The organism is Yoonia sp. I 8.24 (genome assembly GCF_022096995.1).
In the GTDB taxonomy this organism is placed as follows: domain Bacteria; phylum Pseudomonadota; class Alphaproteobacteria; order Rhodobacterales; family Rhodobacteraceae; genus Yoonia.
On record NZ_JACXGQ010000001.1, the window covers coordinates 102,439 to 117,980 of the forward strand.

The 15,542-nt window shown below is 55.2% G+C and carries 14 protein-coding genes; 7 read left to right on the plus strand and 7 right to left on the minus strand.

What is annotated here, in order from left to right:
• Positions 1-20 precede the first annotated feature (20 nt).
• Genes Yoon_RS00520 through Yoon_RS00550 form a run of 7 tightly spaced genes read left to right on the plus strand, consistent with a single transcriptional unit; the run spans position 21 to position 6,948 of the window.
• Positions 21-803, plus strand: coding sequence for an ABC transporter ATP-binding protein (locus tag Yoon_RS00520; RefSeq protein WP_238109227.1), 783 nt, complete (start codon positions 21-23; stop codon positions 801-803).
• Positions 800-958: a hypothetical protein gene (locus Yoon_RS00525; RefSeq protein WP_181820801.1), complete on the plus strand. Its 159-nt coding sequence runs from the start codon at positions 800-802 to the stop codon at positions 956-958. Before Yoon_RS00520 ends, Yoon_RS00525 begins: the two co-directional genes overlap by 4 nt.
• Positions 955-1,668 carry an ABC transporter ATP-binding protein gene (locus tag Yoon_RS00530; protein ID WP_238109230.1) on the plus strand — a complete coding sequence of 238 codons (714 nt, stop codon included), beginning with the start codon at positions 955-957 and terminating at the stop codon, positions 1,666-1,668. The genes Yoon_RS00525 and Yoon_RS00530 overlap by 4 nt, the downstream gene beginning before the upstream one ends.
• Positions 1,665-2,075 carry a hypothetical protein gene (locus Yoon_RS00535; protein ID WP_238109231.1) on the plus strand — a complete coding sequence of 137 codons (411 nt, stop codon included), beginning with the start codon at positions 1,665-1,667 and terminating at the stop codon, positions 2,073-2,075. The genes Yoon_RS00530 and Yoon_RS00535 overlap by 4 nt, the downstream gene beginning before the upstream one ends.
• On the plus strand, positions 2,075-3,085 hold the full coding sequence (locus Yoon_RS00540; RefSeq protein ID WP_238109232.1) for a branched-chain amino acid ABC transporter permease: 1,011 nt from the start codon (positions 2,075-2,077) through the stop codon (positions 3,083-3,085). Before Yoon_RS00535 ends, Yoon_RS00540 begins: the two co-directional genes overlap by 1 nt.
• A complete protein-coding gene (locus tag Yoon_RS00545) occupies positions 3,082-4,428 on the plus strand; it encodes a branched-chain amino acid ABC transporter permease (protein WP_238109233.1) in 1,347 nt (448 codons plus the stop codon). Before Yoon_RS00540 ends, Yoon_RS00545 begins: the two co-directional genes overlap by 4 nt.
• Before the next feature lie 57 nt (positions 4,429-4,485).
• Entirely contained in the window at positions 4,486-6,948 is a 2,463-nt protein-coding gene (locus Yoon_RS00550; protein ID WP_238109234.1) for a penicillin acylase family protein, read from the plus strand.
• Positions 6,949-6,963: 15 nt separating this feature from the next.
• Here the strand turns inward: Yoon_RS00550 and Yoon_RS00555 are convergent, their stop codons facing one another.
• The 7 genes from Yoon_RS00555 to Yoon_RS00585 all read right to left on the minus strand — a co-directional run bounded on the left by Yoon_RS00555 (position 6,964) and on the right by Yoon_RS00585 (position 15,530).
• Positions 6,964-7,344: a hypothetical protein gene (locus tag Yoon_RS00555; protein ID WP_238109235.1), complete on the minus strand. Its 381-nt coding sequence runs from the start codon at positions 7,342-7,344 to the stop codon at positions 6,964-6,966.
• Positions 7,345-7,373: 29 nt separating this feature from the next.
• Positions 7,374-8,648, minus strand: coding sequence for a GTPase HflX (gene hflX / locus Yoon_RS00560; protein ID WP_238109236.1), 1,275 nt, complete (start codon positions 8,646-8,648; stop codon positions 7,374-7,376).
• A gap of 2 nt (positions 8,649-8,650) precedes the next feature.
• Positions 8,651-8,884, minus strand: coding sequence for an RNA chaperone Hfq (gene hfq, locus Yoon_RS00565; protein ID WP_090198185.1), 234 nt, complete (start codon positions 8,882-8,884; stop codon positions 8,651-8,653).
• A 115-nt stretch (positions 8,885-8,999) separates the two neighbouring features.
• Positions 9,000-10,520: a TrkH family potassium uptake protein gene (locus tag Yoon_RS00570; protein WP_238109237.1), complete on the minus strand. Its 1,521-nt coding sequence runs from the start codon at positions 10,518-10,520 to the stop codon at positions 9,000-9,002.
• Positions 10,520-11,896 carry a Trk system potassium transporter TrkA gene (gene trkA / locus Yoon_RS00575; protein ID WP_238109238.1) on the minus strand — a complete coding sequence of 459 codons (1,377 nt, stop codon included), beginning with the start codon at positions 11,894-11,896 and terminating at the stop codon, positions 10,520-10,522. The genes Yoon_RS00570 and trkA overlap by 1 nt, the downstream gene beginning before the upstream one ends.
• Positions 11,893-13,299, minus strand: coding sequence for a sigma-54 dependent transcriptional regulator (locus Yoon_RS00580; RefSeq protein ID WP_255698609.1), 1,407 nt, complete (start codon positions 13,297-13,299; stop codon positions 11,893-11,895). Before Yoon_RS00580 ends, trkA begins: the two co-directional genes overlap by 4 nt.
• 8 nt (positions 13,300-13,307) lie before the next feature.
• Positions 13,308-15,530: a PAS domain-containing sensor histidine kinase gene (locus Yoon_RS00585; protein WP_238109960.1), complete on the minus strand. Its 2,223-nt coding sequence runs from the start codon at positions 15,528-15,530 to the stop codon at positions 13,308-13,310.
• Positions 15,531-15,542 lie beyond the last annotated feature (12 nt).

A 15,542-nucleotide genomic window follows, 5' to 3' on the forward strand; every position in this document is an offset into this window, starting at 1 on the left:
AAGGCGTGCGAGGGGAAGATATGATTGTCGTTGAAAATCTGGTGAAAACCTTTGGTGGTTTTCGCGCTGTGGACGGTGCGTCGCTCCGCATTGAAGAAGGATCGATCACCGGATTGATCGGACCAAACGGCGCTGGAAAAACAACACTTTTCAACGTGATCGCGGGCGTTCTTACACCGACATCTGGTCGCGTGACGATGATGGGCGAAGATATCACAGGCCTGCCCCCGCATGAATTGTTCCACAAAGGTCTGCTGCGTACATTCCAGATTGCGCATGAATTTTCATCCATGACTGTGCGCGAAAACCTGATGATGGTGCCCGGCGCCCAATCGGGTGAGACACTTTGGAACGCTTGGTTCGGCCGCAAAGGCATCGCCGAAGAAGAGCGTGCGCTGCTGGCCAAGGCAGATGAGGTGCTCGAATTCCTCACCATCGACCACCTGAAAGACGAAAAAGCCGGGAACCTGTCTGGCGGGCAGAAAAAGCTGCTCGAACTGGGGCGCACCATGATGGTTGACGCTAAAATCGTATTTCTGGATGAGGTCGGCGCAGGCGTGAACCGCACCCTGCTTAATACTATTGGCGATGCGATCATTCGCCTGAACAAAGAACGCAACTACACCTTTGTCGTGATCGAACACGACATGGATTTTATCGGTCGCCTTTGCGATCCCGTAATATGCATGGCCGAAGGCCGCGTTTTGGCCGAAGGCACGTTAAGCGAAATCAAAGCCAACGAACAGGTGATCGAGGCCTATCTCGGCACCGGATTAAAAAACAAAGATAAGGTCATGATATGAAATTCTTATTTACAGTTTTGCTGGGCGCAATTTTGGGCGCAGCCGGCGCATTCTACTACATCTATCTTTATCACGCAGATGCGACCGAACAGGCGTTGATGCGTGACACGATCACCACCTACCTACCCTTCCTGTCGGAGTATATTAACCCGTGAACGACCCGTTTCTGATCGGAGATGCCATGACCGGTGGGTATGGCAAAGGTCCTGATATTTTGCATGGCTGCACTATTGCTGCCGAAAAAGGCGAAATCGCCGTGATTGTTGGCCCCAATGGGGCTGGCAAATCCACCGCGATGAAAGCCCTATTTGGCATGTTGAATGTGAATTCAGGCGCTGTCCGGTTGGATGGTGAAGATATCACCGCACTGTCCCCACAAGAGCGCGTGGTGAAGGGCATGGGGTTTGTGCCGCAAACGTCAAATATCTTTACGTCGATGACGGTTGAAGAAAACCTTGAGATGGGGGCCTTCATCCGCCGCGACGATTTCAGTGATACGATGACGCAGATCTACGATCTGTTCCCGATCCTCAAAGAAAAGCGCAACCAAGCCGCGGGCGAATTGTCGGGCGGGCAACGCCAGCAAGTCGCCGTGGGTCGCGCCCTGATGACCCAGCCAAAGGTTTTGATGCTGGATGAACCAACCGCCGGGGTCAGCCCCATTGTTATGGACGAGCTATTTGACCGGATCATCGAAGTCGCCCGCACCGGCATCCCGATCCTGATGGTCGAACAAAACGCACGGCAAGCCCTTGAAATCGCAGACAAAGCCTATGTCTTGGTGCAAGGCCGCAACGCGCATACGGGTACGGGTAAAGAACTGCTTGCGGACGAAGAAGTCCGGCGGAGTTTCTTGGGCGGATGAACAACATAGCTCAAAAATACCGTGCTCGCGTTATCTCTGCTATTTTTATTGCAGCTATCGCAGGCCCATCATTTGCAGAGGTACAATGCAAATTCACAATCGAATGCTTTGAAAATGAGCTCTGCCAAGAGACTTCTTTCGAGATCGACTATCTAGTGACCACCTACCCCAGGGCGCCTGGTCCAAGAGGTATCATTGCCCAGACGGAATTTGGCGAAATTCGAGGTCAAGAAAGTGCGAACACATCTTATTGTATGGGTGCGCAGACTAATACTGAAAGTTTTCATCTTGTAGATGACACCACAACCTATCTTCTTACTGTATCACCCGAAGGTGCGCGTTTCACCGCCCATATGGATGGCCCAATCTCCATAAGCTATTTGGGTCACTGCGAGGAAGTTATCTAATGGACTATCTTAACGCCCTCGTGGCCTTCTTGAATTTTGTGTTTGTTCCGGGCCTTGCATACGGTGCGCAGCTCGCCATTGGGGCGCTGGGTGTCACGTTGATTTACGGCATCTTGCGGTTTTCGAACTTTGCCCATGGCGACACGATGGCCTTTGGCACGGCGATGACAATTATCGGGACCAATGCGCTTTTGGCGGTGGGGATCACCTTTGGCCCGCTGCCGACCGCCCTGCTCGCCCTGCCCTTTGGCATTGGCGCGACAATCCTTTTGGTGCTGTTCACCGATTGGCTGGTCTATAAATTCTACCGCGATCAAAAGGCAAAACCAGTGATCCTTGTCATCGTGTCGATGGGCGTGATGTTTGTGATGAACGGCGTTGTGCGCTTTATAATCGGGGTGCGGGATATTCGTTTTGCGGATGGGGAACGGTTTTTGATCACCGCGCGCGAATTCAAGGACATGACAGGGCTGCGCGAAGGGCTGGCGATTAAAACCACGCAAGCGATTACCGTGGTTGTCGCGATCATCGCGATGGCGCTGCTGTTTTGGTTCCTGAATAAAACCCGCACTGGCAAATCCATGCGCGCGTTTTCAGATAACGAAGATTTGGCGCTGCTCTCAGGTATTAACCCGGATTGGGTGGTGAAGGTGACATGGATGATTGTTGCCGCGCTGGCGACCACTGCCGGTGTGCTTTATGGGCTCGACAAATCCTTCAAAGCATTCACCTATTTCCAACTCCTGCTGCCGATATTTGCCGCCGCCATCGTTGGCGGGCTGGGCAACCCCCTGGGCGCAATTGCGGGCGGCTTTGTCATCGCCTTTAGTGAGGTCACGATCACCTATGCGTGGAAAAAGGTATTGGTGTACCTGATGCCCGAAAGCCTAGAGCCTGACGGGCTCGTGCAACTCATGTCCACCGACTACAAATTTGCGGTCAGTTTTGCGATCTTGATTATCGTGCTGCTGTTTAAACCCACCGGCCTATTCAAGGGGCAATCCGTATGAACCCTGCAGTAAAAAACACGCTTCTCTTTGGTTTTGTTGGCGTTTTGTTGATTTTGACAGGAATTGTGCAGGGCTGGAACTCTGCTCTGTTTATCCTGAACATGGGGCTCGTGTCGGCGATCTTGGCCTTAGGCGTGAACCTGCAATGGGGGTTCGCCGGGCTGTTTAATATCGGGGTCATGGGTTTTGTCGCACTTGGCGGTTTAGCAGCGGTTTTGGTTGGCATGCCACCCGTGGGCGAAGCCTGGGCCGCTGGCGGCTTGCAAGTGTTTGCGGGTCTAGGGCTTGGGGTTGCAACCGTTGTTGGGGCTGTGTTTTTACGCAAAAAACTAACCGGGCGAGCAAAGACGCTTGGGACTGTCGCCATGCTGATCATCGGTTTCTACGTCTACCGTGCCGTGTTTGACGCGGGCGTCGCGGCGGTTGAGGCGGTAAACCCCGCCCTGACCGGGAACCTTGGCGGCATCAACATCTTTGGCCCGCACCGCGATGCTAATGATATGCTGCTGCCCGACTATTTCATCCTTTTGGCGTGGCCGATGGGTGGGCTTTTGGCGGCAGGTGCTGCTTGGATCATCGGGAAAACCGCGCTTGGGCTGCGGTCTGATTATCTGGCGATTGCGACGCTGGGCATTGCCGAAATCATCATCGCCGTCATGAAAAACGAAGATTGGCTGGCGCGCGGCGTCAAAAACGTAAACGGCCTGCCGCGCCCGGTACCTTATGAGGTCACGTTACAAAATGATCCCGGCTTTGTCGCCCGCGCCGCCAGTTTTGGCATGGACCCGGTGACGGCTTCGACGATCTATACCAAGCTGTGTTATTCCGTGCTGTTCGCCACTGTTCTGCTGATCCTGCTTTGGCTCGCGCAAAAGGCGCTCAACAGCCCGTGGGGCCGTATGATGCGCGCGATCCGCGATAATGAGGTCGCGGCTGAAGCAATGGGCAAGAACGTCACTGCCCGGCATTTGCAGATTTTCATACTGGGCTCTGCGATTTGCGGCATCGCAGGCGCGATGATGACCACGCTGGATGGGCAACTGACGCCAACATCTTATCAGCCGCTCCGCTTTACCTTCCTGATTTGGGTGATGGTAATTGTTGGCGGCTCTGGCAATAACTTTGGCTCGGTCCTTGGCGGCCTGCTGATTTGGTGGCTTTGGGTGCAGGTGGAACCGTTGGGGCTTTGGTTGATGAACCTAGCCACCAGCGGCATGGCTGATGGCAGTGCGCTGAAAGAGCATATGATCGAATCTGCGGCCCACATGCGGCTGTTAACGATGGGTGTTGTCTTGCTCTTGGTGCTGCGGTTTAGCCCACGAGGGTTGATCCCTGAACGCTAGCTTGTTCTTTGGCGTAGCATTGATACAACGGGGTCACCCTAATACCCCGAGGATCCCATGGCGCTGATTTTTCGCTGGCTCATCCGGCTTGCAACTGCATCGGTTTTCCTGTGCGTGGCGGCTATTTCATTGGTCTATTACTTTGCGTCGCGGTCATTGCCTGACTACAACGCACAGGCCGATGTTGATGGAATCAGCGAAACGATTGAGATCGTGCGCGACAACGCCAATGTGCCGCATATCTTCGCCGCTAACGATGAAGACGCGTTTTTCGCGCTTGGATATGCCCATGCCCAAGATCGGCTGTGGCAAATGACCATGCTACGCCGCACGGTACAGGGGCGATTGTCCGAACTATTTGGCGAGCGCACCGTTGATATTGATACCGCCATGCGCCGTTATGATCTTTATAACCTCTCTGTTGCCTCTGTCGCAGCGCAAGACGCGCAAACGCTGGACGCGCTGAATGCTTACTCCGCAGGTGTGAACGCGTGGCTGAACGAGGTTAACGCAGGCGCACGCGGGCGTGGTGCGCCAGAAATGTGGTTGTTCAGCCATCCGGTGTCACCTTGGCAACCCGCTGATTCCATTGCGATTATGAAACTGATGGCGCTACAGCTTTCACCGCATCTCGAAAACGAAGTTTTGCGCGCCCGCACATCGCTGTTGATTGATCCCGACCGGCTTGCTGATATCATGCCCGATGACCCCACCAGCGGCATTGCCGCCTTGCCCGCCTTTGCCAGTTTGGTGCCCGGCGTCGCCCCATATAGCCCCGACACGCGCATGGCCGCTGATCCGCTATCGCCCTTTCATCCGCCTGAGCTTGCGGGCGCATCCAATGCTTGGGCCGCCAACGCGTCCCGTTCGGCAACCGGATCGACACTGCTTGCCAATGATCCGCATTTGGGGCTGACTGCGCCGACGATCTGGTATCTCGCACGACTAGAGTTAGAGACAGGCGGTGTAATTGGGGCGACCATTCCGGGGATGCCGCTTGTGCTTTCAGGGCGTGGTGACGGCATCGGCTGGGGGATCACTGCAGCATATGTTGATGACGTTGATATTCTTATCGAAGAGATCAACCCGGATGATCCCACCCAATACCGCGCACCTGATGGCTGGGCGTCATTTCGGTCGCGCGACAGTATCATCAACATCAAAGATGCCCCCGCCATTACGCTACGCTTGCGCTGGACGGCAAATGGCCCTGTCATGCCCGGCAATCAGTTTAACCTTGGTACGATTACGCCGCCGGGGCATGTCACCGCCATCGCGTGGAGCGCACTTTCAGACCGCGATACATCCATTTCAGCGGCGATGGGCATTATGCGCGCGCGCACCGTCAATGAGGCCATTCGCGCAGGCGAAACATTCATCGCACCAGCACTGAACCTGACCATTGCCGATCGCAACAGGATCGCGATGAAAACAATTGGGGCGCTGCCCGCACGTGATGCAAACCACCAAAGCCAAGGACGGTTTCCTTCCTTTGGCTATTTGCCACAAAACCGCTGGCAAGGCCGGTTTGCCTATTCCGACAACCCGATATTCCTAAACCCCGAAGGCGGCATTATCGGCAATACCAACAATAAAACCGTCGACCGACCATTCCCGCATCACCTGTCATTCCTCTGGGGCGACACCCAGCGCATCAACCGTTGGCGGCTGCTCATGCAAGCGCGCGAAGTCCACACACGCGATAGCTTCATCGAGGCACAGCAAGACACCGTCAGTTTTACCGCGCGCACGCTATCGGCGCTCATGGGGGCTGATCTGTGGTTCACCGGCGACGCGGCACCCGAAGGCACCCCTGCGCATAGCCGCCAGATCGCGCTTGATCTATTGTCGGCGTGGAATGGTGAAATGAACGAACATCTGCCAGAACCGTTGATCTATGCCGCTTGGGTCCGTGCCGTCCAGCAACGGCTGGTCCGAGACGAATTAGGTCCGCTCGCGGCCGCCTATACGCATGTTGATCCGGTCTTTATTGAACGCGTGTTCCGCGATATCGACGGGGCTGGCGTCTGGTGCGATGTGATCCAATCCGCGCCGGTGGAAACCTGCACCGATATCGCGCGGCAATCGCTGGATGACGCGATTGTCTGGATCACCGAAAACCACGGCACCGCAATCGAGGCCGTGCGCTGGGGCGATGCCCATGTCGCGACCCATGACCATCCGGTGCTGGGGAAAACGCCACTGTTGCATTGGTTTGTGAACATTCACCAATCGACAAGCGGTGGCGACAACACATTGCAACGCGGCAAAACCTCCGGCGTCGGCCCTGATCCGTTCCAAAACGTGCATGCGGCGGGTTATCGTGGGGTCTATGATTTCGCCGACCCTGACAGTTCCGTTTTCGTGACCGGCACCGGGCAGTCAGGGCATCCGCTATCGCGCTACTACGACAATCTTGGCGAACTATGGCGGCGCGGCGAATACATCCCAATGTCGCTTGATCCTGCCTTGGCCCGGGCAGCGGCCGTCGGGGTAACGGTGCTGACGCCTGCGCCCTAACTAGGCGCGCGTGCGTTACGACATGATTGGCGGCTGTCCGTGAAAATCAATGTATAGATTTTGCAACCGCGGAGGCATGATGCGCCAAGCACTTTCAGCGCGCCGCGCCGGAACCTGCCAAAACAGGTTTTCGACAAGTGAACTATCAATGCACGCCCGAACCTCTGCGCTGCCAGTCCCCCAGTGACCATCAATAAACTCGAAAACATCGCAAATTTTTGCGTCAAAATCTGAAGCGCCCATGCGTGAATTCAGCAAGCGCGCAAGGTCTTCAAACCACAAATGAAGCAGCGGAGCACCCTCTTGGCTCCAAGACTCAGCATGCAATGCATCGGTTGCTTCAGCTATTTCAGCAAAGTTTTCGCAAAAACTTTCTTGTAGCCTACGAACTGTCATCCCACCCCCTTGGCCCGCACCTGAATGGACTAAAGCCGCGCGAACCGTTCGCGTTGTAGCTCTGTCCAGAATACAGTCAGATCATAGCCGGAGTCGGTTTGCACTTCATTGGTCACGATCCCCGCATCGAAAAGCCAAGCGCGTTTGCGGCCCTCTGCAAAGCTGAGCGTGATCTCCGCCTCAGACCGTGGGTCCTTGAGCTTATCGGGGATACGCGCCAAAAGCGCATCCATGCCTTCACCAGTGATCGCGGAGACGGCAAAGAGGTCATCGGTGCGTTCGGCCTGTGTGACCATCGCGTTGTGATCTTCGGGCGAGAGCAAATCAATCTTGTTCCAGACTTCGATCAACGGTGCCTCTTCGGCGACACCAAGGCTTTGCAGGATTGTCATCACATCTTGCGATTGTTCTTCGGTCTGTTCATGGCTGATGTCGCGAACATGCACGATCAGATCGGCGTCTAACACTTCTTCAAGCGTGGCCCGGAATGCGGCGACAAGTTCCGTCGGTAGATCGCTGATGAACCCCACCGTGTCGGACATGATCACCTCATCGCCCGTCGGCAAAACGATCTTGCGCATGGTCGGGTCAAGCGTCGCAAATAACATGTCTTTGGCGAATACTTCCGCCCCGGTCAGACGGTTGAACAGGGTAGATTTTCCAGCGTTGGTATAGCCGACAAGGGCCACAATCGGGAACGGCACCTTTGCGCGCGACGCGCGGTGCAATTCGCGGGTTTTGACGACCTTCGCCAATTGGCGGCGCAAACGGCCCAGCTGTTCATCAATTGCGCGGCGGTCAGCCTCGATCTGGGTTTCACCGGGACCGCCGACAAACCCTAGCCCACCACGTTGGCGTTCAAGGTGGGTCCACGCCCGCACAAGCCGGGTGCGCTGATAGGAAAGCGCGGCCATCTCAACCTGCAACACCCCTTCCGAAGTGCGCGCGCGGTCGCTAAAGATTTCCAAGATCAATCCGGTGCGGTCGAGCAGTTTGACGCCCCAATCTTTTTCAAGGTTGCGTTGCTGCACTGGCGTCACGGGGCCGTCGATCAGGACCAATTCGACGTCATTGGCTTTGAATACGGTCTTGAGCTCTTCGATTTTGCCTTTGCCGAATAGCTTGCCGGGGTGGATTTTTGGCAATCGGACAATATCCGCGCCAACAACGTCCAAATCCGGCAGCGCAGCCGCGAGCGACACGCCCTCTTCAAGCGCGGGGCCAGCGGCACGGCGGGAATGATCGGATTTGAGATCAGGGTGAAGAACCCAAGCCCGGGTGACCGGGCGATCATGTTCGAGCAATGCTATTCTTCGCCTTCATAGAGGCTGATAGGCTGCGACGGCATAATCGTCGAAATCGCGCTTTTATAGACCAGTTGCGCCTGACCATCGCGACGTAACAGCACACAAAAACTATCAAACCAAGTGATAACACCCTGCAGTTTGACGCCATTTACCAAGAATATCGTGACCGGAATTTTGGCCTTACGCACATGATTCAGGAATGCATCTTGCAGATTTGCTTTGTCGGCGGCCATTGTGACACCCTTTTTTTGTTATTGTGGCCACGCAATTGGCCCCCACTGTTATTGTCACTATGTCGTGGTGATCCTTAAGTTTCCAGCCAAAAATCGAAATCAAAATCGATGCGTGTCACCTGCGCCAGATTTCAGGGTTAAACAGCGCAATAATCGCCAATGTTTCAAGCCGTCCCAAGACCATCGCCGTCGCTAGAATGATTTTCGCGCCGTCTGGAATACCTGAATAGGCAATCGGCACTTCGGCTGCGACCGCGGCCAATGGACCCGTGGTTGATAATGCAGATACCGCAAGCACCATTGAGGTTTCGAACTGCACCCCTGTCAGCGACATCAAGGTCATCACAGCCGCAATGCTGAGCGCAAAAAGCATGAAGAAAATCCATGATATATATGCGCCTTGCTTACGGATACGCCGCGCTTCGCGCCCGCCGCCACCAATGGAAGACGGGTGCAAAAGCCGTTCTTGTTCGCGTTCGCTGTGCCGAAAAAGCGCATAAATCCGCAAAAGCTTGACCCCGCCTGCCGTTGTCGCAACGCCGCCCCCGATTAACGCCATACCCGTCAGAAACAGTCCCGGTGTCCGCAGCCCCGACCACCATGTCGCCCCGTCCCAAAAACGCGATTCAAATCCGGTGGTCGTCAAAAACGACGTCACCGTAAACAGCGTCCCCCAAAGCGCGGAAGCGGTCTGCTGTACCGTGACGATAGTCTGTCGATCAGCGGCGGCAATGAAATGGCGCAAAAACAGCCCCGCAGTGACCAGACCAATCAAAACAAGCGCTGTGCGGAATTCAGGGTCGCGGCGCAGCCCGTGGCCACCCTCGCCAATCATCCCTCGGCTAAATGTCAGCCGCGACAAGGCGAATATGAAAAAGCCAAAGATCAGCACCTCGCCCCAAAAACCAGAGCCCGCATAGTATAGGCCGTTGATTGGGGAAATCCCCGACGTCGCCAATGTCGACATCGCATGACACAGCGCAATATATGGCACTTCGCCCATGACAACGAGCCCGAGCCATAGCAAAAATGTCAGTGCGGTATATAGCGGCGCAAGTTTAAGCGTATAACGCACCAACCGTTCCGAAGGATCAGCAATACGTGTGATCTGAGATAGCCCCGCCGCCGCACCTGTGCCAATATTAGCGGTCGCCCGGACTTCGAACCCGCCAAGGTTCATTGGGGCGAAAATGGAAATGGCGGTCACCCAAATCAGCAAGCCGCCAAGCCAGCCAACCAAAGCACGCCATAAATGCAGCGACGGGGTAAGCCGCCCATAGGTGTCATAAAGCGTGGCCCCTGTGGTGGTGAAGCTGGACACCATTTCGAACCAAGCGTTCAGATAGGTCGTGTTCCCGACCGCCTCATAAAACGGCACCGCAAAGATCAACGGGAGCACGGTAAAAGCCGACAAGAGCCCCATCAACTGGCTACGCGCGACATTGGCAGGCGCATAGCCTGCCGTCGCTAGCCCTACAATCAAGGTCAGGATGGAAAACAGGATAAATCCGTAAAAGAACACGCGCATTGCAGTGAAATCTTCGACGACGACACCATGCGCCGCGGGCACCAGCATCGCCAACGCCCCTAGCCCCATCAACACCACAAAAAAAGGAAGCTTAACGATCCAATTCATTAGAAGAAATCAATCGAAACCTGCAACAGGCGCTCGACTTCAGGCACGTCTGGGCTCATGGCGAAGATGGCAATCACATCGCCCTCTTCAATCCGTGTGTCTCCGGTTGGTTTGAGGAATTTACCTTGTTTGATCAGCCCGCCGATCATCGTGCCTTCGGGGAAATCGATTTCTTTGATCAGTTGCCCGGCAATCGGTGAGGTCCCCAAGACCTGCGCCTCGATCACCTCGGCTTCGGCGTCGCCAATCGAATAAACACCGCGTACGCGCCCATGACGGATATGGCGCAAGATTGAGCTCACGGTTGTGGCGCGCGGGTTGATATAGGCGTCAATATTAAGCGGAGTCATCAAGGGCACAAGCGTCGGATCATTGACCAAACAAATCGCCATCGGGCAGCCGAGTTCTTTGGCACGCACAGAGACCAAAATATTCGTCTTATCGTCGTCAGTTACAGCAAGTACGGCATCCGCGGTGCCGATATTGGCTTCTTCAAGCAGCCCGGAATTGAGCCCGTCCCCATGCAACACAATGGTCCGATCCAGCGCGTCGGCGGATTTTTCGGCGATACTGCGGTCTTTCTCGATCACTTTGACGCGGACGCGTTCCGTGCGGGATTCGAGCGCCTGCGCAACTCCCAGACCCACATTCCCTCCGCCAATAATGACGATACGTTCTTGTTTCGAATGGGTTTTACCGAAAATTTCAAGCGTGCGTGTCGCATCTTCGGTGATCGCAAAGATATAGCATTCGTCGCCTGCAAAAATCTGATCGCCCGCTGAAGGCACAAATAGAACGCCATCGCGGCGAATCCCGACGACCACGGCGCGCAGGGTTGAAAACAGGTCAGTCAGTTGGCGCAGCGGCGTGTTGATGACGGGGCAATCCTCATCAATTGTAATCCCCAATAGCTGCGCACGCCCTTCAAGAAAACTTTCCGTGTCAAACGCGGCAGGCGCTGCCAACCGTTGCAACGCGGCCTCGGCGACTTCTTTTTCGGGAGAAATCACAACATCAATCGGTAGGTGATCCCGGCGGTACAGATCTGAATAAATCGCATCAAGATAGCTTTGCGCACGCAATCGCGCGATTTTACGCTGAACCGCAAACACAGAATGGGCCACCTGACAGGTGACCATATTGACCTCATCCGAATGCGTAGCCGCAATAATCATATCGGCATCGCGCGCGCCCGCACGATCCAGCACATCCGGATAGCTTGCGTGCCCAGCAATCCCTTGCACGTCCAATGTATCCGTGGCGCGGCGTACCAGTTCGGGATTGTTATCAACCACGGTTACATCGTTTTTTTCGCCAGATAGATGTCGGGCAATCTGCCAGCCGACCTGACCAGCACCGCAAATGATCACCTTCATTCTGCGTCTTCCTCGACATAGGCAACACGACCACCCGCCTTATTCGACGTGACCACACCCAGCGACTTTAGCTTTCGGTGCAGGGCAGAGCGTTCCATGCCCACAAAAGTTGCCGTGCGGCTAATATTACCGCCAAAGCGGTTAATCTGGGTCAGCAGATATTCGCGTTCAAATAGTTCACGCGCTTCACGCAGTGGCAATGTCGCAAGGCCGCCCGCCAATACGATCCGCCCTTCATCACTGCCACCGCTTTCATCGCCTGTTGGCAATTCGCGCGCAGCGATGTCACCGGAATTATCTCCAAGAATAAGAACACGTTCGACGACATTCTTAAGCTGGCGTACATTGCCCGGCCAAACCATCGTTTGCAGCAACGCGCGGGCATCATCAGCCAGTTTACGAAGGGGCAGACCTTGAGCCTTATTAAAGACCTCGATGAAGTGTTCGGCCAATACTGGGATATCTTCGCGCCGCTCGTCCAAAGATGGCACTGCAATCGGTACAACGTTCAGGCGGTGATACAGTTCCTCGCGGAATGTCCCGGCCTCAATCGCGGCGGGCAGATCGCGGTTGGTACTCGACACCACCCGTAGGTCCACTTGGATCTTATCGGTGCCGCCGACACGCTGGAACCGCTGATCGACCAAGACGCGCAGGATTTTAGACTGCGTGCCCAGTGGCATATCGGCGATTTCGTCGAAATAAATCACGCCACCGTTGGCTTCTTCTAGAAGCCCTGGTTCAACGCCACGCGCGCTGTCTTCGCGCCCAAATAGCACCTCTTCCATTCTGTCAGGTTCAATCGAGGCAGAGTTGACTGTGACAAATGGCGCGCCGGAACGGTTCGAGTGCGCATGAATGTAGCGCGCCGCGATCTCCTTGCCAACGCCCGCAGGACCCGTCAGCATCACCCGCCCGTTCGATTTGGTCACCTTATCAAGCTGCGATTTCAGCAAACGAAACGCCGCACTATCACCAAGCATATCCGCGCCGGCAACATCCCCACGTTTCAGCGCGACGTTTTCTCGGCGCAAGCGGGATGTTTCCATCGCGCGCCGAATAACGACAAGCAACTGATCGATATTAAACGGTTTTTCGATAAAGTCGTAAGCGCCTTGTTTGATCGCTGCGACTGCAATCTCAATATTACCGTGCCCCGAAATGATCACGACGGGAATGTCAGGATTGTCGCGTTTGACGGTTTTGAGGATATCAATCCCGTCCATCCCGCTGTCCTTAAGCCAAATATCAAGGATCATCAGCGCCGGCGGGGCTTTGGCGATTTCGGCCATGCAGGCGTCAGATGTGCCTGCCAGCCGGGTTGTATACCCTTCATCAATCAGAATATCCGAAATCAGTTCCCGGATATCGCGTTCGTCGTCGGTGATTAGAATATCGCCCATGATAGTCCTCATGCTGGTATTTTTATGGCCTGCGTCGCGGCAGGCGTTATTGGTAGGTGGATGATCGCACAGGCGCCTGTATGGTCCTGTCCGTCAAAACTTTCTGCATCAACAAGCGACAGAGTGCCGCCGTGCTCTTCGATGATCTTTTTTACAATCGGCAGGCCAAGCCCAGTGCCCTTGTCGCGGGTTGTAACATAGGGTTCAAACAACCGCGCGCGGTCACTCGGCAGACCAACGCCATTGTCTGAAATGCGTATCTGCACCTGATCGCCCAGATGGGTCATGGCAACATGCACCTCAGGTGCATAACATTCAAGGTTCACTTTTTCCATATATGTTTCAGTTGCTTCTCCGGCGTTTTTAATCAAATTCATTAAGGCTTGGCTGATCATCGTACCGTCCATATCCGTCAGAATGGCGGTTTCGGGCAGTGCCGCAGTAATTTGCACGCCGGGCTGTCCGGCCCTTTGCAATGTGACGGCATCCGCGACCAGTTTCGTAAGATCAGCGACCGCCAATTGCGGCTCAGGCATGCGGGCGAATTTTGAAAAGTCATCCACGATACGGCGCAAATCATTGGTTTGGCGCACAATGACATCCGTCATTTGTTCTAATTTACCCGCGTCATCCCCCAAAGATTTCGCGAATTTCCGCTTGATCCGCTCAGCCGACAATTGGATCGGTGTCAGCGGGTTTTTGATTTCATGTGCAATCCGTCGGGCAACATCGCCCCAGGCGGCCATGCGTTGCGCACTAACAAGATCGGTCACATCATCAAAGGCCACAACATAACCTTCAAGCGCCCCATCTGCGTTGCGCCGCGGTGACATACGCACCAGCAGGCTTTCTTGTTGACCTTTGCGCACAAGGTTCACTTGATCTTGCAGATTATCCGCCCCGCCGCCGCGCAGGCGTCCAAAAAGATCGGCAAATTCGGGGATCGCGACGGGTAACGCGGTTGGGCCTTGATCATCAGGGGCAACCGACAAGAGCCGCTGTGCGGACGGATTCATCATCGTCACACGCCCTTCCGCATCAAGCCCGATCACCCCTGATGTCACCGAACTCAGCACAGAATCGAACAGGCGGCGACGCTGTTCGGTCATGCGGTTGGTTTCCAGCAATTCGTCGCGCTGCCCCTTTAGCTGTCCGGTCATCTGGTTAAAATACCGCCCAAGCTGCGCGATTTCATCATCGCCATCGTCTTCGATTACGCGGACATCCAGATCCCCCGATCCTACACGGCGCGAAGCCGACACGAGCCGCCCAATCGGGCGTGACAGGCGTTCTGCGAACCAAAGCCCCGCCCAGATCGCGGCCAAAATCAAAATCACCGCGAACCCAAGATAAAAAAGCCCAAACTGAAACAGCATTTTACCGCGCTCAGAGGCTAAAAGTTCATACTGCTCAACAGTTTGGGTCGTATCATTCAGCAAAGACAACACATTCCCATCCACGTTACGCGTCACGTAAAGATAGCGATTGCGAAAGGTTGAAAGCGTCACGAGCGCCCGAAATTCGTTGTTTTGTGCATCCTCGATAAGGATCAGCCCCTCAGCATCCGCGCGTGTGAAATCCTCTGCACTTGGGGGTTCATAATCAAAATCATAGGAATTTGCCCCGCGCGCTTTGATCTCACCTGCGCCGTCGATGACAAAGGATTCGGTCAGCGACCGTTCGATTTGCGCTTCAACCTCTCCCAATGCACGGCGCACTTCGCCATCATCCATAAACAGATTGGCCTGCCGTTCACGGTTCAAATAGCCCGCCAGCCCACGCGCATCGCGCGAGAGTTCTTGGCGGTGCTCGGCCTCATAGGCCTGTGCAGTAGTTAAGGATGTCCGCAACACGTTGCCCACAGGCTCCGAAAACATCCCGTCGAGCGCGACAGAAATCAGCAGCACCGAAAATACCGCCACCAGCACGGTCGGAATCAACGCCCAAGCGGCAAACACCCCAGTCAGACGAAAGTGCAGCCGCGACCCTGCAGATTTTGCACGCCGCGCAGCAACCATGCGTGCAACTTGGCGCATCACGATGGCCATAACAATCAGGACATAAACCAAATCGACCAGCAGGATCGCCCGCAGCTGCGCCGATGAAGCGCCCTGCCCCAATGGCCCAATCACAACGTAGGTCAAGATCGCAAGCACCGGCCCCGCGACAACTAAGGCCCCGGTCACCAAGCTTTGCACGTGCCGTCTGCGCTGCCAGCGCGAAAACTGCATCAAGTTAGAGGC